We start from the raw sequence: 24,009 nt of genomic DNA on the forward strand, positions 1-24,009 counted from the left end.
AAGGGCGGGCGAGCGCCCGAGCGCCCGCCCGCCCCCACTCTCAGCTGCGGTAGACGGCGATCTCGGTGAGCGTCGGCGTGTAGACCTCCGCAGGCTGCTGGCTCGTGAGCGCCACCCTGAGCTTGGTGGTCGTCACGGTGCCGAAACCGGTCACCGACAGGTCGTGCCCGATGCCGTCCGCGCCGCTCGCGAACGTCACCCACGCCCCGCTCCCGGCGTCCCACCGCTGCAGGTCGAACGTCCTGACCCGCGGGTTGGTGCCCGAGTCCGTGTACTCGTCCAGGTACACCTCGTCGAACGTGGTGTCCGCGCCGAAGTCCACGTCCAGCGTGATCGGGTACGCCGCGTCGTCCGCCGCGGCCCAGCGGGTCGCCGGGTCGCCGTCGGTCAGGTTCACCGCGCCGAGCGTGCCGTTCGCGCCCGGGTGGGTCGAGCTGGCCGTGGCGGTCTTGCCGAGCGCGAGGTTGGCCCGGCCCTGGCCCTCCTCCTCGATGGGGTCGGTGTCCACCGGGTTCCTGACCTTCTTGCCGATCCGGCTCTCGGCCATGCCGATGTCCGGCGCCTTCCCGTGGTAGATGTGGGTGCCGAGGAAGTCCTCGGTGCCCAGGTGCGGGTTGTAGCGGCCGGCGTCGATCAGCGGCGAGTCCTTGCGCAGGGCGAAGTGCGCCGCGGACTTCCTGATCCGGTCCACGCCCGCGCCGGTGACGTACTCCGCCGGGTCGCCGACGAACCTCGGGTCCGCGCGCAGGCCCGCCTGGTCGGCCGGCTCCTGGCCGGAGTGGGTGCCGCCCGCCTCGAAGTAGTCGTTGTTGGAGAAGACCGCCTGCCGCAGCGCCCCGGTACGGCGGTACCACGGCGTCGGCTCGCTCTTCGAGGTGTTGTAGAAGATGTTGTTCAGGAAGTAGACCCGGCTCAGGAACGTCTCGTCGTGCACGTAGTCGAGGTCCGCGCCGTCGTAGACGAACGTGTTGTTCACGAAGTACGTCGGCGAGTAGTTCGTCGACAACATGTTCTTCACCAGCACGCCGTTGTCGTTGACGCTCAGGTTGTAACGGGCGACCGAGTTGGAGCTGTTGCCCATGTAGGCCATCCAGCCCGCCGCGTTGTCGTGCGAGTAGTTGAACTGGTAGGTGACGTTGAAGTTGGTGTACTCCAGGTCCCACGGGGTGCCGTCGTACTCGTTGTCGGGGCCGCCGTACACCTCGTTGTACTGCATGACCGAGTCGGCGCCGGCCCACAGGTAGAGCCCGCACGACACCGCGTCGTACCGCTCCAGGAAGCCGTTGACCTCGTTGTACTCGGCCGTCATCCGCTGGCTGTTGGCGAACTGGAACGCGCCCTGGCCGATGCTCTCCGCGTAGTTGTGGCCGATGTAGACGTCCCGGCTGTACAGGTCGCGGGTGCGCACCCAGAGCTGCTCCCAGCCCTCGTGGAACTTGCCGCTCTCGTCGTACTGGCCGGCGTCCCTGCCGTCGGCGGCGAACCAGTTGAACGCGAACTGCACGGCGTGCAGCTCCACGTTCACGAACGTGTTGTCCTCGATCCTGACGTCCCGGAAGTGGTGGCCGCCGGTGCCGTACTCCTTGTAGCTCCTGGCGCCGAAGACCTGGAAGTTGACGGCGCCGTAGTGGATCTTCTGCCAGGTGCTCGGGCCGTCGAGGTCGTGCACGTACACGTCGGTGACGCGGAAGTGGTCCATGACGCTGTCCGCGCCGGGCTCCAGCAGGTCGGCGTTGATCGAGACCGCGATGCCGTCGCGGACGTACGAGCCCGTGGTGATGTTCGTGGCGAAGTCGTCGTCGTTGGACAGCTCGACGTTGTCGATCTCGAAGTACTGCTGGTTGCGCAGCACGATCGCGCCGGTCAGGCCGACCGTTTCCGGGTTCTTCGTGCCGTCCGCCTTGAACGGGCTCGGCACCTTGCCGTTCGTCGCGATGTACGGGCGGCGGGCGTGCGCGTCGCCGTACGCGGAGATCGTGATCGGGCGGCCCGCGCTGCCCGAGCCCTTCGGCCAGAGCTGCTCGTCGTGCCACTGCTCGCCGGCCTTGAGCAGGATGCGGTCACCCGGCGCGAACGTGGTCGCGTTCGCCCTGGCCAGGGTGCGCCAGGCCGTCCGCGGCGAGGTGCCGGCCGCGTCGTCGCGGCCGTTCGTGGCGTCGAGGTAGTAGTCCTTGCCGCCCGTCCTGTTCGGCGAGTTGCCGGGCAGGTCCTTCTTCGTGACGGCGGGGGAGTGCGCCTCGGCCGTGGCGGCCGGGGCGAGCGATCCCGCGAGCAGCGCGGCCAGCAGGGCTGTCAGGCCCAGCCGCAGCGCCCGCGCGACAGGGGGTGCGGTACGTGTCAAAGTCGTGCGTCCTCTGCGTTGATGGCGTCCACCGCCGCCGCGTCGACCTCCATGTGGCTGCTGTCCACGCGGCGCTGGAGGAACTGGGTGAACTTCTCCTCGATGAGCGACTGCCGGATCCGCCGCTCGTAACCGGCGAACGCGGCCCGCTCGTCGACGGTCTTGCCGTCGAGCTCGTAGTAGGTGATCTGTCCTGTGCCCGGGACCGGGGCCGAGATCTGGCCCTGGCCGAGCCCGCCGAGCACCGCCGTGAGGTCCCGGTCGTGGGCGGCGGGGCCGCCGCCCTGGTGGGTGGCGGTCGTGAGCGTGGCGCCCGGTTCGCGCTCGGCGACCTCGGCCAGCCCGTCCGCCTCGGCCACCCGCCGCCGCAGGTTCTCGGCGTAGGCGGCCGGCGCGCCGTCGGGGACCGGCACGACGAGTTTCGTGTACGTGTACGTGGTGGCGTTCGCGCTCCACGCCTCCCGGTCGGCGTCGAACGCCTGCCGCACCTCGGCCTCGGTGACGCCCAGCTCGGGTTCGAGGCGTTGCTTCAGCGCGGTCGTCAGCTCGGTGAGGCGGTGCGAGTAGTACTCCTCGGGGGAGAACTCGGCCAGGCCGTAGACGACCTCGCCCCTGGCGATGGCGTCGGCGCGGCGGGCGTTCTCGGCGTCCAGGTCGGCGAGGAAGTCGCTGTGGTCGGGGGAGTCGATCAGGCCCCTGTCCTGGGCGAGGAGCAGGGTGGCCTTGTCCCGGCGGATCTCGTCGAGGGCGCGCTGGGTGAGCCGCTGGAACGCGGTCCGGTCGCCGGCCTTCGCCGACCAGTCGATGCTGCCCTGGAGGTGGTACCGGTTGCGTAACTCGTTCTGGACGGTGGGGGCGAGGCGGTGCAGGTGGAAGAGCAGCTCGTCGCGGGTGACGGGGTGGCCGTCGATGGCGGCCACCCGGTCGGGGCGGGAGCTGAACGCCACACCGGTGCCGACCAGGGCGGCCAGGGCTGCCAGCACGCCCGCGATCAGCACGACGGCCCGCCGCGACAGCCCCCGCCCAGCACCGCCCTGCCCGATGCCGCCTCGCCGCGCGCTGCCGCGCCCAGCGCCGCCCCGGCCAGCGCGGCCCTGCCCGGCGCCGCCACGCCGCGTGTTGCCGGGCACGGCGCCCTTGCGCACGGCGCCCTTGTGCGCGGTGCTCTTCACCGAGGTGCCTTTCACGAGGCCGCCTCGATGGCCGCCAGCCGCGCGATGACCGGCGTGTCCCGGGTCTCGGCCACCTCGACCCGCACCCCGTCCACCTCCACCGGCGCGAACGTCAGGATGCGCTGGTAACCCACCGCGTTCGCCTCGCCGAGCGTCACCCACCGCCCGTCCGAGAGACGCCCCCGCACGACGACGTGCTCGACGCGCTGCCCCTGCGTGATGTCCTCGCCGACACAGACCGCCTCGATCCGGCGTGCCCGGTCGAACGCGAGCGTCACCTGGGGCAGGGGGTCGGCGGCGTCCGGCCGCCACGGCCGCCGCGCCGCACCCTGCCGGCCTGAGGCGACCTCGCCCGGCCGAGCGGGGCCGGCCTCGCCCGGCCAGGAGGTGGCGACGTCGCCAGGGAACCCCGACGACACCGTCACGGCCGCCTTGACCCGCCGCGCCCGGAAGTCCGAGATCCGCCGCCCCAGCCCCTCCAGCACCGCCACGTCGGCCTCCCGCAGCAGCCCGTCGCGGGCGGGCGGCACGTTGAGCAGGAAACACGAGTTGCCGCCGACGGAACGCAGGTAGATGGAGAACAGCTCCTCCACCGGCCGCACCGCCCCGTCCTCGGCCGGATGGTGGAACCAGCCGGGCCGGATCGAGGTGTTCACCTCGGCCGGATACCAGACCAGGTCGTCCTCGTGCCCGGCCAGCGCCGCCCGGCTGCCCAGGTCGCGCTCGTCGCTGCGGATCGCCTGCCGCGCGAAGGCGCCGTCGTCCGCCTGCTGCGACCGGTCCGCGATCCGCTCGGCGTCCTGCAGCGCCCGCGGCACCACGCTCCACTCGTCGGGCCGGGTGTCGCCGGCCTCGTTGCCGCACCACCGCACGTCGGGCCCGCACACGCTGATGACCGCGTCCGGCTGCAGCTCGCGGACCACCGCGTAGTACCGCTCCCAGTCGTAGGTCTGCCGCCTGCCGTTCGGGCCCTCGCCGTTCGCGCCGTCCAGCCAGACGGAGAAGATCGGCCCGTACCGGGTGAGCAGCTCGGTGAGCTGCGCGACGTAGAAGTCGTCGTACGCGGCGCCGCCGCCGTACGAGGCCTCGGTGCGGTCCCACGGCGACAGGTAGATCCCGAACTTCAGCCCGTGGCGCCGCGCCGCCCCCGCGACCTCCGCCACCACGTCACCCCGGCCGCCGCGCCACGGCGAGGCCGCCACCGTGTACGACGTCACCGCGCTCGGCCACAGGCAGAACCCGTCGTGATGCTTGCAGGTGAGGATCACCCCGGTCATCCCGGCCGCCTTGAGCGCCCGCACCCACTGGTCGGCGTCCAGCGCGGCCGGGTCGAACAGGGCGGGGTCGTCATGCCCCGGGCCCCATTCCCGGTCCGTCATCGTGTTCATGCCGAAGTGGACGAACCCGTAGAACTCCATCTCCTGCCACGCGAGCTGCCGCCCGCTCGGCCGGACCGCCGCCAGAGCCGCCGCGTTCACCGCCACCTCCGGTTGTAGGAGGCCAGTACGGCCAGCAGCCCGCCCAGGCCGGCCAGCATGAGCGCGAGGTTGCCCCACCCGATAGGGGTGCGGGCGGAGATCACGACGGCCACGCAAACGGCCGCGACCAGCGTCCGGGCGGCGACGACCAGCGCACCGCGCGTCGAATCCTTCATGTGCATCAGCCCTTCACGCCGCCGGACGCCATGCCCTCGATGAGCCGGCGCTGGATGAACGCGTAGAAGATGAGGACGGGGACGATGACGATGACCATGCCGGCGTACAGCCGCCCGTAGTCGGCCGCGGCCTTCTGCGCGGTCATCAGGTTCAGCAGGCCCACCTGCAGCGTCTTGCCCTCGCCCGGGAGCAGGGTGAGCGCGATGATGAAGTCGTTCCAGTAGGCCAGGAAGTTGAACAGGATCACGGTGGTCAGCGCGGGCCGCGCCATCGGCAGCATCACCCTGGTCATCACCTGGAAGCGGGACGCGCCGTCCAGCGCCGCCGCCTCCTCGTAGTCGGCCGGGATCGACCGGAAGTACGCGGCCAGCAGGTAGATCGTGAACGGGATCGACGTGGCCGCGTACACCAGCGACAACACCCCGGGGTTGTCGATGAAGAAGCCGCCGGGGAAGACGTCCACGAGCGCCCGGTCCCAGCCCACCAGCATGAGGAAGATCGGCACCACGATGTAGTTCACGTTGACGAACAGCCCGGCCAGCAGCGCGACCTCCACCAGGCCGCGCCCGCGGAACTCGTACCGGGCGATGACGTACGCCGCAGGCACGGACACCGCGATGACGAACACCAGCCCGAGCACGGTCACCAGCACCGAGGTGAAGAAGTACTGCCCCATGCGGGCGGTGACGAAGGCGTCCACGTAGTTCTGCAGGTGCAGGCCCTCGGGCAGTGTCCACGGGCTGCCGTAGAACTCGCCCTTCTGCTTCATCGAGGCCAGCAGCACCCAGCCGACCGGCACCGCGATGGCCAGCGCGATCGCGGTGACGAGGACGTAGGTCAGCGCCCGGCCGGCGCGCAGTGTCTTGGTCATGGCTGTGCCTTCAGAACTGGAGTGGCTCGCGCCGCGTGGCGCGGCTGACCAGCAGCGACACGAGGAACGAGAACGCGAAGATGACGACGCCGATGGCCATGCCGTAGCCGTACGACGAGTTCGTGTACGCCTGCTTGTACATGTAGCTCAGCAGCACCTCGGAGGAGCCGTCGGGCCCGCCGCCGGTCATCGCGCGGACGAGGACGAAGCTGAGGTTGACCGCGCTCATCACGAAGAACGTCAGCGTCGTGCGCAGGTTCTGCCAGATGAGCGGCAGCGTGATGGCGAAGAACTGCCGCCCGGCGGACGCGCCGTCGAGCGCGGAGGCCTCGTACAGCGACTCCGGGATGCTCGACATGCCGGACATGTAGAGGACCATGTAGTAGCCGAGCGACTGCCAGACCATCGCGATCGCGACGGACCAGAGCACGAGCTGCTGGTCGCCGAGCCAGATCTGCCGCAGGCCGTCCAGCGACAGCGCCTGCAGCGTGCCGTTGATCAGGCCGTTCTCCTGGTCGTAGAGGGCGGAGAAGACCGCCGCGATGACGACCACGGACAGCACGCTCGGCACGTACAGGATGAACCGGTACAACGACCGGCCCCGCAGCTTCTGGCGCGTCATGATCGCGGCCAGGAACAGGGCCATGCCCATCGTCACGACCGTCACGACGACGAGCAGCGCCACCGTGTTCTGGAACGCGCGCACGAACTGCTCGTCGTCGAGGAGCCGGGTGAAGTTCTCCAGCCCCACGAACCGCATGTCCGGGGAGAAGCCGCTCCAGGTGTAGAACGACATCCGGAACACGTTCACGGTCGGGACGATCATGAACACGACGAACAGCACGAGCGCGGGCAGGAGGCAGGCGAGCACGAACAGGCCGTTGCCGCGCCTGCCCCGCTCCGCGGGTCTCGCCACGGCTCAGCTCCCCGCCTGGCGCAGCTTCTCGCTGGCGTCGTTCAGCGCGGCCTGCCACTGGTCCTCGGTCTTGTCACCGCTGATGATGCTGTTCGCGGTGTCGAAGAGCGTGGCCTTGATGTCGACGCCCTCGACCGGCGCGGTGCTGGCGAACCCGCCGACCAGCGCGGTCACCGACGCGTCCTCGTAGACCTGGTAGAACGCGGCGTTCTCCTCGGTCAGGCTGCTCGCGATGCCCTGGATCGGCTGGACGGCGTTCGACTTGGCGAAGATCTTCGCGGCCTCGTCGGAGTACAGGTAGGCGACGAACTCCTTGGCGGCGTCCTTGTTCTTGGCGCCGCTCGGCACCCAGACGGACTCCACGGACGTCGTGATGTACCGCTTGCCGCCCGCCGTGACCGCCGGCAGCGGCGTCAGGCCCCACGCGAAGCCGTCGGCGCGCGGGGCGTCCTTCATCTCGCCGACGATCCACGTGCCGTTCGGCATGAACAGCGTCTTGTTGTCGAGGATCGACTGCTGGTTCTTGGTGAAGTCCTGCTCGTTGGCGTACCCGACCGTGGTCGGTGCGGCGTACTTCAGCAGCTTGGTGGTGAGGTCGAGCGCCTGCCGCGCCTGCGGCGTCTGCCACACGTTCTGCTTGTACGTCATGACGTCGGTGTAGAACTGCTCACCGCCGACGTCGGCCAGCAGCGCGAAGAAGTACGAGTCGAGGTACCCGGCCGTCGGGTACGTGAACAGCGAGATCCCGTCCTTCTTGGCCGTCTCGCCCAGCGCGAACAGCTCGTCCCAGGTGGCCGGGACCTTCCAGCCCTTCTTGTCGAACAGGCCCTTGTTGTAGAACAGCCCGGTCGGCGCGTAGTACATCGGCATCGTGTACGTCTTGCCGTCGCCGTACGGGTTGGTGTTGAGGTTGCCCACGATGCCGTCGATGAGCTTGTCGCCCACGGTCCTGTCCTCGCCGGGCACCTTCGCCTGCAGCACCGGCGTGAGGTCCTCCAGGGCCTTGTCCTTGATCAGCGTCTCGGTGAGCGCGGCCTTGCGGCCCTGGCCGAGCACCACGACGTCGGGGAAGCGGCCGGCCTTCATGTTCGGCGTGATCTCGTCCTCGATGCTCTTGGAGATCTGCAGCTGCACGTCCACGTCCGGGTGCTTGGCCTCGTACGCCTGGATGACCTGCGTGTACATGTCCCGGCCGTAGCCGCCTTCGAGGGCGGCGACGCTCAGCGTCGTCTTGCTGGAGCCGGCGTCCGAGCCGCCCCCGTCGGCCCCGCAGGCGGTGAGCAGTCCGAGCGCCGTGACGGCGCTCGCGAGGATGAGCGATCTCCTCATGGGTTCTGGGTCCTTCCGACGACTGCCCACCTGAATGCGGGCGTTGTTACGATGGCATCGATAACATGGGCGGCGCAAGTGGCAGTCACGAACGGCCGGTCCCATGGGGGTCTCAGGAGGCGCGCGGCGGCGCGGTGGAGTCACGCACCGACAGCGACGCGGTGACGAGGGACTCCCCGTCGCCGGCGGCGGCCTCGTCGAGCAGCAGCGCGACCGCCGCCGCTCCCGAGCGGTAGAAGTCCTGGCGGACGGTGGTCAGCGGCGGGCTGCAGTAGGCGGCCAGGGCGATGTCGTCGACGCTCACGATGGACACGTCGTCGGGCACCGACCTGCCGCGCTCGCGCAGCGCGCGGATGACCCCGAAGGCCATCTCGTCGCTGGCGGCGAAGACCGCGGTGACGTCGGGGATCATCGCGAGGACCTGCCCCTGCCGGTAGCCGGAGTCGGGCGACCAGTCGCCCTCCAGCGGCGGCGGCGCCTGGATCCCTGCCGCGGCCAGGCACTCCTGCCAGCCCCGGCGGCGCTGGCGGGCCTCGATCCACTCGTCGGGGCCCGCGACGTGCCACACCTGGCGGTGACCGAGGTCCAGCAGGTGCTGCGTGGCGATCCTGCCCGCCTCCTTCTGGTCGATACCCAGCACGCGGGCGCTGGCGGTGCGCGAGCCGTCGAGCGTGACGGTGGGGATGTCCCTGGTGATGTCCTCCATCTTCTGGGTCACGGAGATCAGCGGCACCGCGATGACGATGCCGTCCACGCCCTGGTCGGCGAGCTTGGACAGGGATCGCTCCATCAGGCCGGTGTCGAGCCTGGCGATGGTGGCGATGCTCACCGCGTACCCGGCCTCGCCGGCGGCCGCCTCGACGCCGGCGGTCACCGCCGAGCGCGAGTAGTAGCCGCCCGACTGCAGCAGGACGAGCCCGATGGTGTGGCTGCGGCCCGAGGAGAGCATCTTGGCGGCGGCGTTGAAGCGGTAGCCGAGCTGCTCCACCGCGGAGAGCACGCGCTTCTTCGTCTCGGGGTTGACGTTGGGCGAGTCGCGCAGCGCGCGCGAGACGGTCTGCGCCGAGACCCCGGCGGTCCTGGCCACGTCAGCCATGCTGGGCTGCCTCGCGGGCCGCTCGGTGGCTTTGGTCATGGCGCTCCTCTCGTTCTGGGCTGGATCATACCGCGGTTGTTACACATGGCATCGATAACATAGGCTCTGCCCCCGTGATCGAGCTCCCCGCGCCGTACGCGTCCCCGGCACAGCCCAGCGAGTCCCCCGCGCTCACGTGGACCGGCCGCCGGCTGTACCGGCACGGCGTGCCCCACCAGATCCTGTCAGGAGCGCTGCACTACTTCCGCGTCCACCCCGACCTGTGGCGGGACCGGATCCGCAGGCTCGCCGACCTCGGGCTCAACACGGTCGACACCTACATCGCCTGGAACTTCCACCAGCCCCGCGAGGACGAGGAGCCCCGCTTCGACGGCTGGCGTGACGTCGAGCGGTTCATCCGGACAGCGGGCGAGGAGGGGCTCGACGTCATCGTCAGGCCGGGGCCGTACATCTGCGCGGAGTGGTCGAACGGCGGCCTGCCGAGCTGGCTCACCGGCCGCGACGTCGCCGTCCGCAGCTCCGACCCCGCCTTCACCGGCCCGGCCGGCCGCTGGTTCGACGAGCTCGTCCCGCGCCTGGCCGCGCTCCAGGCCGCCTGCGGAGGGCCGATCGTCGCGGTGCAGGTGGAGAACGAGTTCGGCAGCTTCGGCGACGACCACGCCTACCTGCGCTGGAACCGCGACGCGCTGGCCGCGCGCGGCATCATCGAGTTGCTGTTCACCGCCGACGGCCCCACCGAGCTGATGCTGGACGGCGGCACCCTGCCCGGAACCCTGACGGCTGTCACCCTCGGCTCCAAGCCCGACGCCGCCCGGCGGCTGCTCGCCTCGCGCCGGCCGGACGAGCCGTTCGTGGTCGCCGAGTTCTGGAACGGCTGGTTCGACCACTGGGGCGAGCGGCACCACGTCCGCGGGGTGGACAGCGCGGTGCGCACCCTGGAGGGGATCGTCGCCGACGGCGGCAGCGTCAGCCTCTACATGGCGCACGGCGGCACCAACTTCGGCCTCTGGGCGGGCGCCAACGAGGCGGACGGCCGCCTGCAGCCCACCGTGACCAGCTACGACTCCGACGCGCCCGTCGCCGAGGACGGCACCCTGACCGCCAAGTTCCACGCCATGCGCAAGGTGTTCGGGGCGAGCGGGCCCCTGCGGGTGGCGGAACGCCCCCCGGTGCTGCCGCCCGCGCGCGTGCCGCTCGTCCCCCGCGCCGGCCTGCTCGCCGGCCTCCGCGCCGTGCCCGCGCCCACCTCGTCCGGGCCGCGCCCGGCCTCGTTCGAGCGGCTCGGGCTCGACGCGGGCATGGTGCTGCACACCGCGCACCCGCGCGTCCCCGCGGGCGAGCACCGGCTGATCCTCGCCGACGTCCGCGACCGGGCGCTCGTCTTCGCCGACGGCACGTTCCTCGGCGTCGCCGACGCCGACCGGCCTGAGCTGACGGTACGCGGGACCGGCGCGGTCGTCCGGCTGGAGGTCGTGGTCGAGAGCCTCGGCCGGGTCAACTACGGGCCGGGTGTCGGCGGGCACAAGGGGCTGCTCGGGCCCGTCCTGATCGACCGGCGCATGGTGCAGGGCTGGGACAGCACGCCGATCGCCCTGCAGGAGTGGACGGACGCCGATCTGACCCGCGCCACCGCTCCCGCCCCCGCCCCAGCCCTCAACCCCGACCCCGCCTCCGGCTCCGCGCCCGGTGGGTTCGCCGTCGCCACGCTGCACGTCGAGACGCCCGCGGACACCTTCCTCGCCCTGCCCGGCTCCGGCCGCGGTCTCGTCTGGGTCAACGGGTTCCTGCTCGGCCGCCACTGGGACATCGGCCCCCAGGTCACCCTGTACTGCCCGGCACCGCTGCTGCGCACCGGCGAGAACACCGTGACCGTCCTGGAGCTGGAACGATCCGGCGACATCCTGGAGCTGCGCGACCACCCCGAACTCGGACCGGCGGAGGAGTACGTCGAAGAGTTCGCCTGACCGTCCCGGGGCCTGGCGGCCTTGTCTGGTACGTACGTGCGCGCGGCCCGGGTTCACTCTCATACCCCTTGGCGGTGTGCCCCCGGCGAGCGGCACGAGCCGTCCCACAATGGGCCAATGAGCTACCCTTCCCAGCCCCACCCCGATGACCCGTGGGGCCAGCAGGCACCGCCCCCCAACGGCCGCCCCGGCCACGGCCCGGCCACTCCGCCTCCCGGATACGGCGCGTGGGGCGGCGCCGCCCACGGCCAGGGGGCCGGCCGCCCGGAACCCGGCCCCCAGCCCCGCCAGGGCGGCCCGCCCCCGGACTACGGCCGCCGTCCCGAGTACGGTCCGACCTCCGGCCAGAACCGGTGGCCCGGCCAGGACCGCCGCCCCGAATACGGCCCGCCGCCCGACCAGGACTGGTGGCCCGAGCAGGAGCGCTGGCCCGAACAGGCTCCGATGCCCGGCCCCGGCCTGGCCTCCGGCCCCTACGCGTCCCGTCCGGAGTTCCCGACCACCTACGCGGACCAGGGCGACCCCTACGGCCTCCCCCAGAACCCGTACGAGTTCGGCGGCTTACCCCCGAAGCGCCACAACACCCTGATCATCGGCCTGTCCGCCGCCCTCGGCGTCATCCTCCTCCTGGGCGGCACGGCCGGCGCGATCGCCTACTTCAACGCCTCCCGCACCGAGACCACGTCCGGCCTGTCCGGCACCGGAACCTCCGGCCCCACGACCGCGCCCCTGGAATCCCCGTCATCCGAGCCATCGGAAGACCCCGCAGGAGACGCGACGGGAGACCCGGCGGGCGACGCGGCGGAGGAGCCGGCGGAGGAGCCGACGGGATCGGCCGACCCACCCTCGGACACCACCCCCGGCTCGTCGCGGGCCGCGCCGGGCTCGCCGATCACGCACAGCGAGTTCGGCGACTGGAACTTCCGCTTCGAGGGGGTCAAGTTCTCGGCCAACAAGGTCGGCGGCTGGTCGTACGACACGTGCGACCCGGTGGACGGCGAGGGCGTGCTGTCCAGGAACAAGTGCGAGCGCGCCATCCAGGTCGCCTACTCGGCGTACCGGGGGCACCTCAGGGCGGTGCAGGTGACGATGGCGTTCCCGACGGACAAGGCGGCCAAGGCCGCCGCCACCCGGCTGGCCAAGCTCGACTCGAACGCCGTGAACATCCGCACCGACATGACCCTGGACACGTTCGCGTACGGGCAGATCCGCGCCAACGTCGCCAAGAACTACGTGATCGCCACCATCGTCACCGCCGACAAGACGGCCAAGCCCAGGGCGGACAAGTTCCACCTGTACCTCCAGGCGGACGCCATGAGCTACTTCCTGCTGCGGGACGTGACCGTCACGAGCTGACCAGCCCCTCGGCCGGCGCGGCGGTGGTGCGGCCGCCCGTGACGCGGCGCAGGCCGAGCCCGCCCGTCTCCCGGCCGCCGTGCAGGTCACCCCGCGCAGGATCCACGCCCGGCCGCTCCACGGGTCGTTCCACCACACGAGGGTCCGGCCGGCCATCGGCACCTCGCCGCGGCGGGCGGCGAGCCGCTGGATCCCCGGGGCGCGCGGGCCGCGGCGGCGACGGCCGGCGTTCCGGGTCCGCTGTCAGGGGGAGGCGGTGACCTGTCAAGATCCCCCGTCGGGCGGAGTCGGACGCGCGGGGGCCGGACCTACGATCGGGGGCTATGACGTGGACGCGGCTGAGGGACGTACGCCTCATACCCGTGGTGTTCGGACCCTTGGTCGCCGTGCTGGCCATGGCCGAGACCCGGCTCGACGACTTCTTCGGCGCCGCCGCCACGGCCACCTGGGCGTCGGGGGTCGCGATGGGCGCGGGCCTGATGCTCGCCGCCCGGTACCCGCTCGCCGCCACCCTGATCGCCGCGCTCTGCCTGCCCGCGGGCACGCTGCTCTTCGGCGCGCCCGGCATCTCCGGCGCGGCCGTGATCGGCATGATCGGGGCGGTCAGCTGGGCCGGCTGGCGCGAGCCGACCCGCCGCGCGGCCCTGGCGCTGGGCCTGGCCGCCGCGTCGTTCGCCGCCACGGCGCCGCCGGGGGCGTCGGCGTGGGAGCTGCTGTTCGTCCCCGCGGTCCTGCTGCCGTGCTGGTCCATGGGCCTGCTGGCGCGCCGCAGCGAGGAGCGGGCGGCACAGTACGCGGAGCTGGCCGCCGCGCTCGACGCCGAACGCGAGGCCGGCGCGCAGGCGGCGGTGGCGCAGGAACGTACGCGCATCGCCAGGGAGGTGCACGACGCGGTCGCGCACTCGGTCAGCGTGATGACCCTGCAACTGGGCGCGCTGCGCCGGCTGCTCGGTGACCGTCCGGCCGAGCGGGAGGTGGTGGCCGGGCTGGAGCGGCTGGGGCGGCAGACCGTGGAGGAGATGCGCGGCCTGGTCGGCCTCCTGCGCGAGCGCGTCGAGGGTGAGCAGGTGGCGCCGATGTCGTCGCTGGTCCGGCTGGACGAGCTGATCGCGGACGTACGCGCGGCCGGCCTGGCCGTGACGCTGGACGCCCCCGCCGACCTGCCCCCGCTGCCACCCGTGCTGGACGTCACCGCGTACCGGGTGTTGCAGGAGGCCCTGACGAACGTGCTGCGGCACGCCGGCGCCGCCCCGACGGCCGTCGCCATCGGCTACACCGAGCAGGCGCTCACGCTGGAGGTACGCAACGCGCCCGCGACCGGCGGCCCGCCACCCGTCCCGACCGGCGCGGCCACCACGAGCGGTGCGGCGGCCACGACCGGCACGGGCAGGCGGCCCGGCCAGGGGCTGGTCGGCATGCGGGAGCGGCTGGCGATGGTGCAGGGCAGCCTGCACACCGGCCCGGAGCCGGACGGCGGCTTCGCGGTACGCGCGCGCTTCCCGCTACCGCGCACGTGGTGACCGCGACCGCCTATCAGAGCCGACGACCACCCATCAGAGCCGACGACCACCCATCAGAGCCGGCGGCAGCCCGTCAGAGCCATCCGCTCCTGCGCAGCAGCCGGAAGACGACGACCACGGCGACGGCCATGACCACCAGGGCGAGCGGATACCCGATCACCCAGTGCAACTCGGGCATGTGGTCGAAGTTCATGCCGTAGATCCCGGCGATCATCGTGGGGACGGCGATGAGCGCCGCCCATGACGAGATCTTGCGCATGTCGGCGTTCTGCTGCATGGCCACCTTGTTCTGCTCCCGCCCCGTCAGCGCCAGATGCGCGGTCAGGGCGCTGGTGAGCAGCTCGTTGTGCTCGTCCACCTGGGCGTCCACGCGCAGCAGGTGGTCGAGCACGTCGCGGAACTGCTCCCGGGTGGCCGAGCACAGCTCCACCCGGCCCTTCACGATCTCCTCCAGCACCGGGATCAGCGGGTCCTGGGCGGTGCGGAACTCCAGGACCTCGCGCTTGAGCGAGTAGATGTCCTCGGTGGCGTCGGCGTACTGGCCGCTGAACACCCGGCGCTCCAGCGCGATGAGGTCGCTCTCGATCTCGTGCGTGATGCGGCCGTAGTCGTCGACGACCTGGTCGCAGATCACGTACAGGACCCCCGAGGGACCCGCGGCGAGCAGGCCGGGATCGGCCTCCAGACGGCGGCGTACGGCCTTCAGCGGCGCGGCCTGGCCGTGCCGGACGCTGATGACGAAGTCCTTGCTCAGGAACAGGTTGATCTCGCCGACCTCGATGTCGGAGCTCTCCCTGTCGTACAGCAGCGGCTTGAGCACCACGAACAGGGTGTCGTCGTAGCGTTCGAGCTTGGCCCGCTGGTGGGCGTGGATGGCGTCCTCGACCGCCAGCGGGTGCAGCTTCACCTCGTGGGTGATCAGGTCGAACTCCTCCTGCGAGGGATCGTGCAGGCCGATCCACAGGAAGCTGTCGCCCCTGGCCCGCGCCGCGTTGAACGCCTCGCTGATGTCGCCCGTGATGGTCTCACGCACGCCGCCGCAGTAGATCGCCTGGTCCACTATCACACACAGTATTGTCGCGTACTCGGACAAGCCGCCCGTCTTGGCGGCTCGTGAACGCCCGCCGTGAAGGCGGGGCGACCGTCCAGGTTCAGAGCCGGAGCCGGGGCCAGGACTCCGTGTCGCGCAGGAGCCGGCGGTCGTGGGTGGCCAGCACCACCGCGGCGTCCATCGTGGTCAGCGCCTCGGTCAGCTCCTCCATCAGCACCATGGACAGGTGGTTGGTCGGCTCGTCGAGCAGCACCACCTGCGGCCGGGAGGCCAGCAGGAGCGCCAGGTCGAGCCGGCGGCGCTGCCCGACCGACAGCTCGGTGACCGGCCGGTGCAGGGCCTCCGACGGGAGCAGGCCGAGCCGGCCGAGCCCGACCGCGGCCGACTCGTCGAGCTCGCCCGAGGCGACGAGCCTGCCCACGGCGGACTCGTACACCTCGAAGGCCCGCCGCCGCGACGGCGGCGGCGACTCCTGGGCGAGCAGGCCGGTACGGGTGCCCCGCCTGCCCTGGACGGTCCCCGTGTCGGGGGCGAGCCGGCCGGCGAGCACGTGCAGGAGGCTCGACTTGCCCGAGCCGTTCGGTCCGGTCACCACCAGGCGGTCGCCCGCGCGGAGCAGCACCGACTGCGGCGCGTCGAACCGGCCGCGGACGCTCACGCCGTCGGCGCGCAGCAGCGTGACCCCGGCGGGCGCGTCCAGGTGCGGCGGCTGGAACCGCAGCGGCGGCTCGGGCACGTCCACGAGGTGCGCCTCCAGCTCCTCCTGCCGCCGGTGCACCGCCCGCACCAGCGCCGGCGCGCGGGTGGCGCGGGTGTGCTTGCCGGTGCCCTTCTCCGGCCGCCAGCCGGTGGACAGCCGGTTCTGGGCCGCGGAGAGGTCCTGGGCGAGGCGCCGGTGTTCGAGCTGCTGGTCCCGGTACGCGCTCTCCCAGCGCTCCCGCTCGGCTTGCCGGCCCTCCCGGTAGCCCGCGTACCCGCCGCCGTACGTGCGGGGACGGCCGTCGCCGGTCGGGTCGAGGTCCAGCACCGCGGTCACCACGTCCGACAGCAGCGCGCGGTCGTGGCTGACCAGCACCACGCCGCCGGGATGCGCCCGGAGCGCGGCGGTCAGGTGGTCGAGGCCGCCGGCGTCGAGATGGTTGGTGGGCTCGTCGAGCAGCAGCAGGTCGTGCCCGGCGCCCAGCAGGCAGGCCAGCCGGATCCGGTACCGCTGCCCGACCGACAGCTCCGCCAGCGGCACGGAACGGTCGGCGACCGCGTCGAGCGCGGCCAGGGAGATCTCGACGCGGCGGTCGGCGTCCCAGGCGCCGATGGAGTCGGCCGCCGCCAGCGCCTCGGTGTACGCCTCCTCGGCGCCCGGACGTTCCTCGACTAGGTCGAGAGCGGCCGACTCGAACGCGCGCAGCACCGCGCGCACCTGGGCCAGCTCGACGTCGATGAGGTCGCCGACCGTGCCGTCGGCGGCGACGGGCATCTCCTGGTCGGCGACGCCCAGCGTGCCGGCCCGGTGCACGGTGCCGGAGTCGGGGGCCAGCGTGCCGGCGAGCACCTGCAGCAGGGTGGTCTTCCCGCGGCCGTTCTCGCCGACCACGCCGAGGCGGTCGCCGGGGGAGACGATGAGGTCCACGCCGGTCAGGACCGGCCGGCCACCGCGCGACAGGTGCAGGCCGGTGGCGTTGAGATGGGCTCGCGAACGAGCGGATGGCATGACGATGGCAGACATGTGCTTCCTGTCGAAGACAGGCTCGCGCGCACCCCTGGCGTCGGGGCGGGGAACCTGGAGGTGAGAGAGGACTGCGAACGCGCTTGGCAGCGCCCGATGGCGGGCGGGCGAGGCGGTCGTCTCTCACAGGAAGTACAGATGCACGGGCACAGTTTATCCGAGACCCGGCCTGGGACATCATGGGCGGGGAGGGCCGGACGAGAAGGAGGGTTCGCGGTGGCCGACGGAGTGGTGTTCGAGAGCGTGGCGCCAGTGGTGCCGGTGCTGGACCTGGACGCGGCGATGGAGCGGTATCGGCGGCTCGGCTTCGGCGTCCGCGCCTACGAGGGCGGCGCGCGTTACGCCTTCGTCGAGCGCGGCGGAGTGTCGCTGCACCTGACCGAGTGGGCCGAGCACGATCCCGGCCGCACCGGCGCGGCCGTCTACCTGTACGTCTCCGCCGCGGACGCGGTGCACGCCGAGTGGGCGGCCGCCGGCGTCCCGGGGCGGCTCGGCCGGCCCCAGGACACCGAGTACGGGCTGCGCGAGTTCGCCTACGTCGATCCCGACGGGACCCTGCACCGCGTCGGGTCGCCGCTCGGCTGACCGCTCGTCTGTCAGAGGTCGGCCAGCAGGGTCGCCGGGCGTTCCACGCAGTCGGCGACGTAACGGAGGAAACCTCCGGCGACGCCGCCGTCGCAGACGCGGTGGTCGAACGTGAACGAGAGCTGCGTGACCTTGCGGACGACGAGGGCGCCGTCCACCGCCCATGGCCTGTCGATGATGCGGCCGATGCCCAGGAGGGCGGCCTCGGGGTGGTTGATGATCGGGGTGGAGCCGTCCACGCCGAACACGCCGTAGTTGTTGAGCGTAAAGGTGCCTCCGGTCAGGACCTGCGGGGGGAGGGTGCCCTCGCGGGCCAGCGCGGTCAGGCGGGCCAGCTCGGCGGCCAGCTCCGTCAGCGTCATGCGGTGGGCGTCGCGGACGACCGGGACGACCAGGCCGCGCTCCGTCTGGGCGGCGAAGCCCAGGTGGATCCGCGGGTAGCGGACGATCTCGGCCCGTTCCAGGTCCACCGTGGAGTTCAGCTCCGGGTGGCGGCGCAGGCCGGCGACGCAGATGCGGGCCAGCAGCGCCAGCAGGCCGATGCGCCGGTCGGGGACTGCGGCGCGCAACGCGTCCCTGGTCTCCAGCAGGCCGGTGGCGTCCACGTCCACCCAGGTCGTGGCGTCGGGGATCTCGCTCCTGCTCCTGGACAGCTTCTCGGCCACCGCCCGGCGCAGGCCGCGCAGCGGGATGCGCTCCGGCTCCTCGGAAGCGGGGGTGGCGGGCTGCGGCGTGCGGTCGGTGGTGGTCGCCGGTCGTACGGCCTGCTGTGGCGCGGTGGTGACGGCGTCTGCGGCGCTGCCGGCGGCGCTGGTGGCGGCGCTGGTGGCGACGGCGGCAGGCCCGGGGCGCGATGCCGCGGCCGGCTCGCGGGACTCCGCGATGGCGCGCTCGACGTCGCGGCGCAGGATGACCCGGTTGGGGCCGCTGGGCGTGAGACCGGCCAGGTCGATGCCGTGCTCCTGCGCCAGCCGGCGGACCAGCGGCGAGATCACCCGCGGCGCCTCCCCGGGCCCTGCCGCAGCCGGTGGGGCCGCGCCGGGGCGGGCTCGGCGCCGGCGTCGCCGCCCAGGAAGGTGGCCGGTGCCATAGCCGATCAGCACGTTGCCCGACCCGGCCCGCTCCTCCTCCCGGTAACGCTCCGCCGCCACGTCAGGGCCGGCTTCCGCAACCCTCTCGCCACCCGTGCCGGGAACGCCGCCGCCCACCGAGATGAGCGGATCGCCCACCGAGAGGGTCGTCCCCGCCTCGGCGTGCAGCTCCAGCACGGTCCCCGCGTACGGAACCGGCACCTCCACGGCGGCCTTGGCCGTCTCCACCTCCACCACGATCTGGTCGATCTCCACGCTGTCCCCGACGGCGACCTTCCAGACCAGCACCTCCGCCTCGGTCAGCCCCTCGCCCAGGTCGGGCAGCCGGAAGAGCTGGGCCTCCAGGGTGTTCACGCCGCCCCCCTGGTCAGATGCCGCACGTCGGGCCGGTCGTCGAACTGGAGCCGGTCGACGGCGTCCAGCACCCGGTCCACCCCGGGCAGGTGCGCGTGCTCCAGCTTCGGCGGCGGGTACGGGATGTCGAACCCGGCCACCCGCAGCACGGGCGCGGCCAGCGAGTGGAAGCACCGCTCCTGCACCCGCGCCGCGATCTCGGCCCCCACCCCCGCGAACCCCTGCGCCTCCTGCACGACCACGCACCGTCCGGTACGCCGCACCGACGCGACGACGGTCTCGTCGTCGAACGGCACGATCGTCCGCAGGTCCACGACCTCCAGGTCCAGCCCGTCCTCGGCGGCGGCGGAGGCGGCCTCCAGCGCGACGGGCACGGACGGCCCGTAGGCGACCAGGGTGGCGTCCCGGCCGGGCCGCCGGATCGCGGCCCGCCCGAACGGCGCCGCCGCGCGCCGCTCCAGCGCCGCCTCCGCCTTGGCCCAGTACAGCTTCTTCGGCTCCAGGAACACCACGGGGTCGGGGTCGGCGATGGCGTCCCGCAGCAGCCAGTAGGCGTCCTCGACGGTCGCCGGGGTGACGACCTTCAGGCCGGGCGTGTGGGCGTAGTACGCCTCGCTGGAGTCGCAGTGGTGCTCGACCCCGCCGATGCCGCCCGCGTACGGGACCCGGATCACCATCGGCAGCGACAGCTTCCCCCGGGTGCGGTTGCGCAGCTTGGCGACGTGCGAGGCGATCTGCTCGAACGCCGGGTAGGCGAACGCGTCGAACTGCATCTCCACCACCGGCCGGTAGCCGCCCATCGCCATGCCGACCGCGAGGCCCACGATGCCCGACTCGGCCAGCGGCGTGTCGAAGCAGCGCTCCTCGCCGAAGTCCCTGGTGAGCCCGTCGGTGATGCGGAAGACGCCGCCGAGCGGCCCGACGTCCTCGCCGAAGACCAGCACGCGCTCGTCGTCGCGCAGCGCGTCGCGCAGGGCCGTGTTCAGGGCCTGCGCCATCGAGACGGTGGACATGTCAGCTCTCCTGTGCGTTCAGCTCGGCCCGCAGCTGCTCGCGCTGTTCGAGGAGCTGGGGGGTGGGCTCGGCGTAGACGTGGTCGAAGATCTCGAGCAGGTCGGGCTCGGTGTCGGCGTTCATCCGCGCCCGCAGGTCGGCGGCGAGCGACTCGCCCCGCGTACGGGCGGACTCGGCGTCCTCGTCGGTGAGCAGGCCGCGCCCGCGCAGGTACGTCTCCAGCCGCGGCAGCGGGTCGGCCGCGCTCCAGCGCCGCACCTCGTCGTCGTCGCGGTAGCGGGTGGCGTCGTCGGCGTTGGTGTGCGCGTCCATCCGGTACGTGTGCGCCTCGACGAGGAACGGCCCCTGCCCGGAGCGGGCGTGCTCGACGGCCGCGCTCAGCACGGACAGCACGGCCACCAGGTCGTTGCCGTCCACCTGCTCGGCGGGCACGCCGTACCCGACGCCCTTGTACGCCAGCGCCGGCGCCGCGCTCTGCCTGGCCAGCGGCACGGAGATGGCGTACTTGTTGTTCTGCACGAAGAAGACGACCGGCGCCTTGAACACGGCGGCGAAGTTGAGCGCCTCGTGGAAGTCGCCCTCGCTCGTCCCGCCGTCCCCGATGAACGCCATCACCACGCCGTCCTCGCCCTTGCGGCGCAGCGCCTCGGCCATGCCGGTGGCGTGCAGCACCTGCGTGGCCAGCGGCGTGCACTGGGGCGCCACCCGGGTCGCGGCCGGGTCGTAGCCGCAGTGCCAGTCGCCGCGCAGCAGCGTCAGCACCTCGACCGGGTCGAGGCCGCGCGCCACCAGCGCCACCGAGTCGCGGTAGGTGGGGAACAGCCAGTCGTGCTCGCGCAGCGCGAGCACCCCCGCGACCTGGCAGGCCTCCTGGCCGCGGCTGGACGGGTAGACGGCGAGCCGGCCCTGCTTGGTCAGCGCCGTCGCCTGGGTGTCGAAGCGCCGTCCCACGACCATCCACCGGTACGCCGCGCGCAGCAGGTCGTCCGGCGGCACGGCGTACCCCGCGGGGGCCTTGACGGCGGAGCCGCTCTCATCGACGAACCGGATGGGCGCCTGCGAGGGCAGCAGCTCCCGCACGGCTTTCGCCGACGTCTTCGTGGACATGAAGCCACTCACTTTCTGCTGGTCGGAGCGCTCGCCCAGGGAGGGGTGCCAGACGAAGCCGGCCGGCGACGGACGGACCTGCACCATCGGCGATCCCCTCTGCGGACATTTGTCACAGACAGCGTCCGTCTAGCTGGCCATCCGTTCAAGAGACCATGGATAATGTGCGACAAATGGTTCGCAACCGGCTCTTGGAGGGCCAATTGTCGTCTGAAGGGGCCCCTGGGAACGGCTGGCCGGGACGTTCGGCCACCGGGCTGGACGCGGTGGACCGGGCGATCATCGCCGAGCTCCTGCGCGACGGCCGGATGTCGGTGCGCACGCTCGCCGACCGGGTGCACATCTCGCGCGCGAACGCCTACGCCCGCCTGACCCGGCTGGTGGACGACGGCGTGATCACGGGCTTCACCGTCGAGCTCGCGCCGCACCGGGCCGGCCTGGGCACCAGCGCGTACGTGTCGGTGACCATCGAGCAGAACTCCTGGCGCGCGGTGCTGGCCCAGCTCAAGGAGATCCCGTTCGTCGAGCACTTCGCCATGGTCGGCGGCGACTACGACATCCTCGTCCTGGTCAGGACACCGGACAACGAGACGCTGCGGCACGTGGTGCTGGAGCGCATCCAGGACGTGCCGGGCGTGCTGTCCACGCGTACGTGGCTGGTGTTCGACGAGGCGCGGGGCAGCGGCGCGCAGTGGGGGGCGCCGGACTAGGACTTGAGCGTCCTGTACTCCTCGAAGATCGCCTCGATGTGCCGGACCATGAACGTGTAGTACTCGTGCATCTCGTGCAGCCGGCCGCGCTGCGGCTCGGGGAGCTCGTCGCCGCGCGCCCGCGCGTGCTCGGCGAGGGTCAGCAGCTCCCTGGTCTGCTCCAGCACGTGCTGCAGGCAGCCGATCCAGGCGTCGTCGCGCCACTGGTAGACGTACTGGCGCGAGCCCGGCTCCTTGAAGCGCCGCACGGTGCCGCTGTCGACCAGCAGGCGGGTGATCTCGGAGACCGAGCCCTTGCTCGCGTCGAGCGCGCTCTGCAGCTCCGCCGTCGCCATCGGCTCGGGGCTGAGCATCAGCACCCCGGCGGCGCGCCCCGCCATGGGCGGCCAGCCCATCGCGCGGCCGATGCGCAGGCCGAAATCGTCGATCAAGGGGCTCAGGTCGCCGGCCAGGCTGGACACCACCCGTCTCCCAACGGTCAGAAAAAAATGAACTTTCACTCTTGACTGAACTTTTTGCTCACGGCAGTCTACCGGCTAGCCGCGGTCCGGACTTTTCCGGCCGCCCTGAGCAGGAGGTTCGCCGTGACAGACACGGGCTGGGACATCATCGTCGTGGGCGCGGGCTCCGCCGGCGCGGCGCTCGCCGCCCGCGCCGCCGGGCGAGGCAGGCGCGTCCTGCTCCTGGAGGCGGGCCCCGACTACCGGTCGGCGCAGATGCACGAGGCGTGGCGGTCGCCGAACCCGGTCCGGGCCCTGCTCGACCCCACCGCCGTCGAGGGCCTGGTGTGGGCCGGGGTCGACTCCTCGCGCACCGACAGCCAGCCGCGGGCCCCGTACTGGCGCGGCAGGGGAGTGGGCGGCAGCTCCTCGATCAACGGGCAGATCGCGATCCGGCCGCCGGTCGAGGACTTCGAGGACTGGGCCGCGGCGGGCTGCGCCGGCTGGTCCTGGCAGGACGTGCTGCCGTACTTCGCCAGGCTGGAGGACGACGAGGAGTTCGGCGACGAGCCGTACCACGGGCGCGGCGGCCCCACCCCGATCTTCCGCATGCCGCGCGAGCGGTGGGGCTCGGTGGACACCGCCCTGTGCGATGCCGCGCTGGCCGCCGGTCACCCCTGGGCGCCCGACGTCAACGCGCCGGGCGCGATCGGCGTCTCGCCGTACCCGATCAACTCCCGCGCCGGGCGCAGGGTGTCGGTCAACGACGGCTACCTGGAGCCCGCCCGGTCCCTGCCCAATCTCACCGTACGCGGCGGCGCCCTGGTCGACCGGGTGCTGTTCGCCGGGAACCGGGCCGTCGGCGTACGGGTCGTGCAGGACGGCACGGTCACGACCGAGCACGCGGACGAGATCGTCATCAGCGCCGGCGTCATCCACTCCCCGGCCATCCTGCTGCGCTCCGGCGTGGGCCCGGCGGCCGATCTCGAACGGCTCGGCATCGAGGTCCGGCAGGACCTTCCCGTCGGCCGCGGCATGCAGGACCACCCCATGATCGTCATCAGCCTGCTCCTGGCCGAGCAGGCCGCCATCCGCACCGCGGACGACCGCCACACCAACGTCTGCGTCCGCTACACCAGCGGTCCCGGCGGCCTGCCGCTCGACATGATGTTCGTCTCGCTGAACCAGAACGTCCTGTCCATGGAGGCCGCCGACAAGCGGCTGCCCGCCGGCGGCGTCGGCGTGTGGCTCAACCAGAACCACTCGCGCGGCGTGCTGACCCTGACCTCCGCCGACCCCGAGGCGCAGCCCGAGGTGCGCGAGCGCATGCTGTCGGACCCGCGCGACCTGGAGCGCATGCGCCAGGGCGTGCGCGCCCTGGCCGAGCTCGCCCGCAAGCCCGAGGTCGCCCCCATCCTGGCCGCCTCCGCCGAGGCCGCGAACGCCCGGCTGTTCGAGGTGCTGGACGACGACGCCGCGCTCGGCGAGCACCTCCTGGCCACCGCCATGGACGCCCAGCACGGCACCAGCACCTGCCGCATGGGCGACCCCCGCGACGCCACCACCGTGGTCGACCCGTCGTGCCGCGTCCTGGGGCTCGACGGGCTGCGCGTCGTGGACGCCTCGATCTTCCCGTCCGTGCCGCGGGCCAACACCAACCTGACAGCGATCATGGCCGGCGAGCTCATGGCCGACCGCCTCTAGGAGCACCCCG

The 24,009-nt window shown here is 72.3% G+C and carries 21 protein-coding genes; 6 read left to right on the forward strand and 15 right to left on the reverse strand.

Annotated elements, in window-relative coordinates:
- Positions 1-40: 40 nt before the first annotated feature.
- The 8 genes from HD593_RS20780 to HD593_RS20815 all read right to left on the reverse strand — a co-directional run bounded on the left by HD593_RS20780 (position 41) and on the right by HD593_RS20815 (position 9,419).
- Entirely contained in the window at positions 41-2,341 is a 2,301-nt protein-coding gene (locus HD593_RS20780) for a discoidin domain-containing protein (protein ID WP_185103810.1), read from the reverse strand.
- Positions 2,338-3,528: a hypothetical protein gene (locus HD593_RS20785; RefSeq protein WP_185103811.1), complete on the reverse strand. Its 1,191-nt coding sequence runs from the start codon at positions 3,526-3,528 to the stop codon at positions 2,338-2,340. Before HD593_RS20785 ends, HD593_RS20780 begins: the two co-directional genes overlap by 4 nt.
- Positions 3,525-4,991, reverse strand: a complete 1,467-nt coding sequence (locus tag HD593_RS20790; protein WP_221524860.1) for an alpha-L-fucosidase — start codon at positions 4,989-4,991, stop codon at positions 3,525-3,527. Before HD593_RS20790 ends, HD593_RS20785 begins: the two co-directional genes overlap by 4 nt.
- The gene (locus tag HD593_RS20795) at positions 4,988-5,167 is read right to left on the reverse strand and encodes a DUF6903 family protein (RefSeq protein WP_185103812.1); all 180 of its coding nucleotides are present in this window, start codon (positions 5,165-5,167) and stop codon (positions 4,988-4,990) included. Before HD593_RS20795 ends, HD593_RS20790 begins: the two co-directional genes overlap by 4 nt.
- Positions 5,168-5,172: 5 nt before the next feature.
- Positions 5,173-6,039, reverse strand: a complete 867-nt coding sequence (locus HD593_RS20800; RefSeq protein ID WP_185103813.1) for a carbohydrate ABC transporter permease — start codon at positions 6,037-6,039, stop codon at positions 5,173-5,175.
- 10 nt (positions 6,040-6,049) lie between these two features.
- On the reverse strand, positions 6,050-6,955 hold the full coding sequence (locus tag HD593_RS20805; RefSeq protein WP_312903575.1) for a carbohydrate ABC transporter permease: 906 nt from the start codon (positions 6,953-6,955) through the stop codon (positions 6,050-6,052).
- 3 nt (positions 6,956-6,958) lie between these two features.
- A complete protein-coding gene (locus HD593_RS20810) occupies positions 6,959-8,284 on the reverse strand; it encodes a carbohydrate ABC transporter substrate-binding protein (RefSeq protein WP_185103814.1) in 1,326 nt (441 codons plus the stop codon).
- A gap of 112 nt (positions 8,285-8,396) precedes the next feature.
- Positions 8,397-9,419 carry a LacI family DNA-binding transcriptional regulator gene (locus tag HD593_RS20815; protein ID WP_185103815.1) on the reverse strand — a complete coding sequence of 341 codons (1,023 nt, stop codon included), beginning with the start codon at positions 9,417-9,419 and terminating at the stop codon, positions 8,397-8,399.
- Positions 9,420-9,493: 74 nt separating this feature from the next.
- Between HD593_RS20815 and HD593_RS20820 the strand changes: the two genes are divergently transcribed.
- Both HD593_RS20820 and HD593_RS20825 read left to right on the forward strand, forming a co-directional pair.
- The gene (locus tag HD593_RS20820) at positions 9,494-11,344 is read left to right on the forward strand and encodes a glycoside hydrolase family 35 protein (protein ID WP_312903577.1); all 1,851 of its coding nucleotides are present in this window, start codon (positions 9,494-9,496) and stop codon (positions 11,342-11,344) included.
- 117 nt (positions 11,345-11,461) lie between these two features.
- Entirely contained in the window at positions 11,462-12,700 is a 1,239-nt protein-coding gene (locus HD593_RS20825; RefSeq protein ID WP_185103816.1) for a hypothetical protein, read from the forward strand.
- Here HD593_RS20825 and HD593_RS20830 read toward each other — a convergent pair.
- Complete coding sequence (locus tag HD593_RS20830; protein WP_185103817.1) at positions 12,690-12,833, reverse strand: hypothetical protein; 144 nt, start codon at positions 12,831-12,833, stop codon at positions 12,690-12,692. The genes HD593_RS20825 and HD593_RS20830 overlap by 11 nt on opposite strands.
- A gap of 190 nt (positions 12,834-13,023) precedes the next feature.
- Here HD593_RS20830 and HD593_RS20835 point away from each other — a divergent pair, with 190 nt between their 5' ends.
- Positions 13,024-14,220 carry a sensor histidine kinase gene (locus HD593_RS20835; protein WP_185103818.1) on the forward strand — a complete coding sequence of 399 codons (1,197 nt, stop codon included), beginning with the start codon at positions 13,024-13,026 and terminating at the stop codon, positions 14,218-14,220.
- Between the two features lie 73 nt (positions 14,221-14,293).
- Here HD593_RS20835 and corA read toward each other — a convergent pair whose 3' ends face one another.
- Together corA and HD593_RS20845 are read right to left on the reverse strand one after the other, a co-directional pair.
- Positions 14,294-15,286: a magnesium/cobalt transporter CorA gene (corA, locus tag HD593_RS20840; protein WP_185103819.1), complete on the reverse strand. Its 993-nt coding sequence runs from the start codon at positions 15,284-15,286 to the stop codon at positions 14,294-14,296.
- Between the two features lie 85 nt (positions 15,287-15,371).
- Positions 15,372-16,979, reverse strand: a complete 1,608-nt coding sequence (locus HD593_RS20845) for an ABC-F family ATP-binding cassette domain-containing protein (RefSeq protein ID WP_221525973.1) — start codon at positions 16,977-16,979, stop codon at positions 15,372-15,374.
- Positions 16,980-17,210: 231 nt separating this feature from the next.
- On the opposite strand from HD593_RS20845, the gene HD593_RS20850 reads away from it, so the two are divergent.
- Positions 17,211-17,579, forward strand: coding sequence for a bleomycin resistance protein (locus HD593_RS20850; protein WP_312903579.1), 369 nt, complete (start codon positions 17,211-17,213; stop codon positions 17,577-17,579).
- 11 nt (positions 17,580-17,590) lie between these two features.
- Here HD593_RS20850 and HD593_RS20855 read toward each other — a convergent pair whose 3' ends face one another.
- From HD593_RS20855 to pdhA, 3 genes are read right to left on the reverse strand one after another with little or no spacing between them, the layout of a single operon-like run.
- Complete coding sequence (locus HD593_RS20855) at positions 17,591-19,015, reverse strand: dihydrolipoamide acetyltransferase family protein (RefSeq protein ID WP_185112003.1); 1,425 nt, start codon at positions 19,013-19,015, stop codon at positions 17,591-17,593.
- Between the two features lie 5 nt (positions 19,016-19,020).
- Positions 19,021-20,037, reverse strand: a complete 1,017-nt coding sequence (locus tag HD593_RS20860; RefSeq protein ID WP_185103821.1) for an alpha-ketoacid dehydrogenase subunit beta — start codon at positions 20,035-20,037, stop codon at positions 19,021-19,023.
- A 1-nt stretch (position 20,038) separates the two neighbouring features.
- The gene (gene pdhA, locus HD593_RS20865) at positions 20,039-21,145 is read right to left on the reverse strand and encodes a pyruvate dehydrogenase (acetyl-transferring) E1 component subunit alpha (RefSeq protein WP_185112004.1); all 1,107 of its coding nucleotides are present in this window, start codon (positions 21,143-21,145) and stop codon (positions 20,039-20,041) included.
- 203 nt (positions 21,146-21,348) lie between these two features.
- On the opposite strand from pdhA, the gene HD593_RS20870 reads away from it, so the two are divergent.
- Positions 21,349-21,855, forward strand: a complete 507-nt coding sequence (locus tag HD593_RS20870) for an Lrp/AsnC family transcriptional regulator (protein ID WP_246546664.1) — start codon at positions 21,349-21,351, stop codon at positions 21,853-21,855.
- Here HD593_RS20870 and HD593_RS20875 read toward each other — a convergent pair.
- Positions 21,852-22,316: a GbsR/MarR family transcriptional regulator gene (locus HD593_RS20875; protein WP_312903581.1), complete on the reverse strand. Its 465-nt coding sequence runs from the start codon at positions 22,314-22,316 to the stop codon at positions 21,852-21,854. The two genes, HD593_RS20870 and HD593_RS20875, sit on opposite strands and share 4 nt — an antisense overlap.
- Before the next feature lie 123 nt (positions 22,317-22,439).
- Here HD593_RS20875 and HD593_RS20880 point away from each other — a divergent pair, with 123 nt between their 5' ends.
- On the forward strand, positions 22,440-23,999 hold the full coding sequence (locus tag HD593_RS20880) for a GMC family oxidoreductase (RefSeq protein WP_185103823.1): 1,560 nt from the start codon (positions 22,440-22,442) through the stop codon (positions 23,997-23,999).
- Positions 24,000-24,009: the final 10 nt, after the last annotated feature.

Origin of the sequence: Nonomuraea rubra (assembly GCF_014207985.1) — a bacterium.
GTDB classification, from domain to species: Bacteria; Actinomycetota; Actinomycetes; order Streptosporangiales; family Streptosporangiaceae; genus Nonomuraea; species Nonomuraea rubra.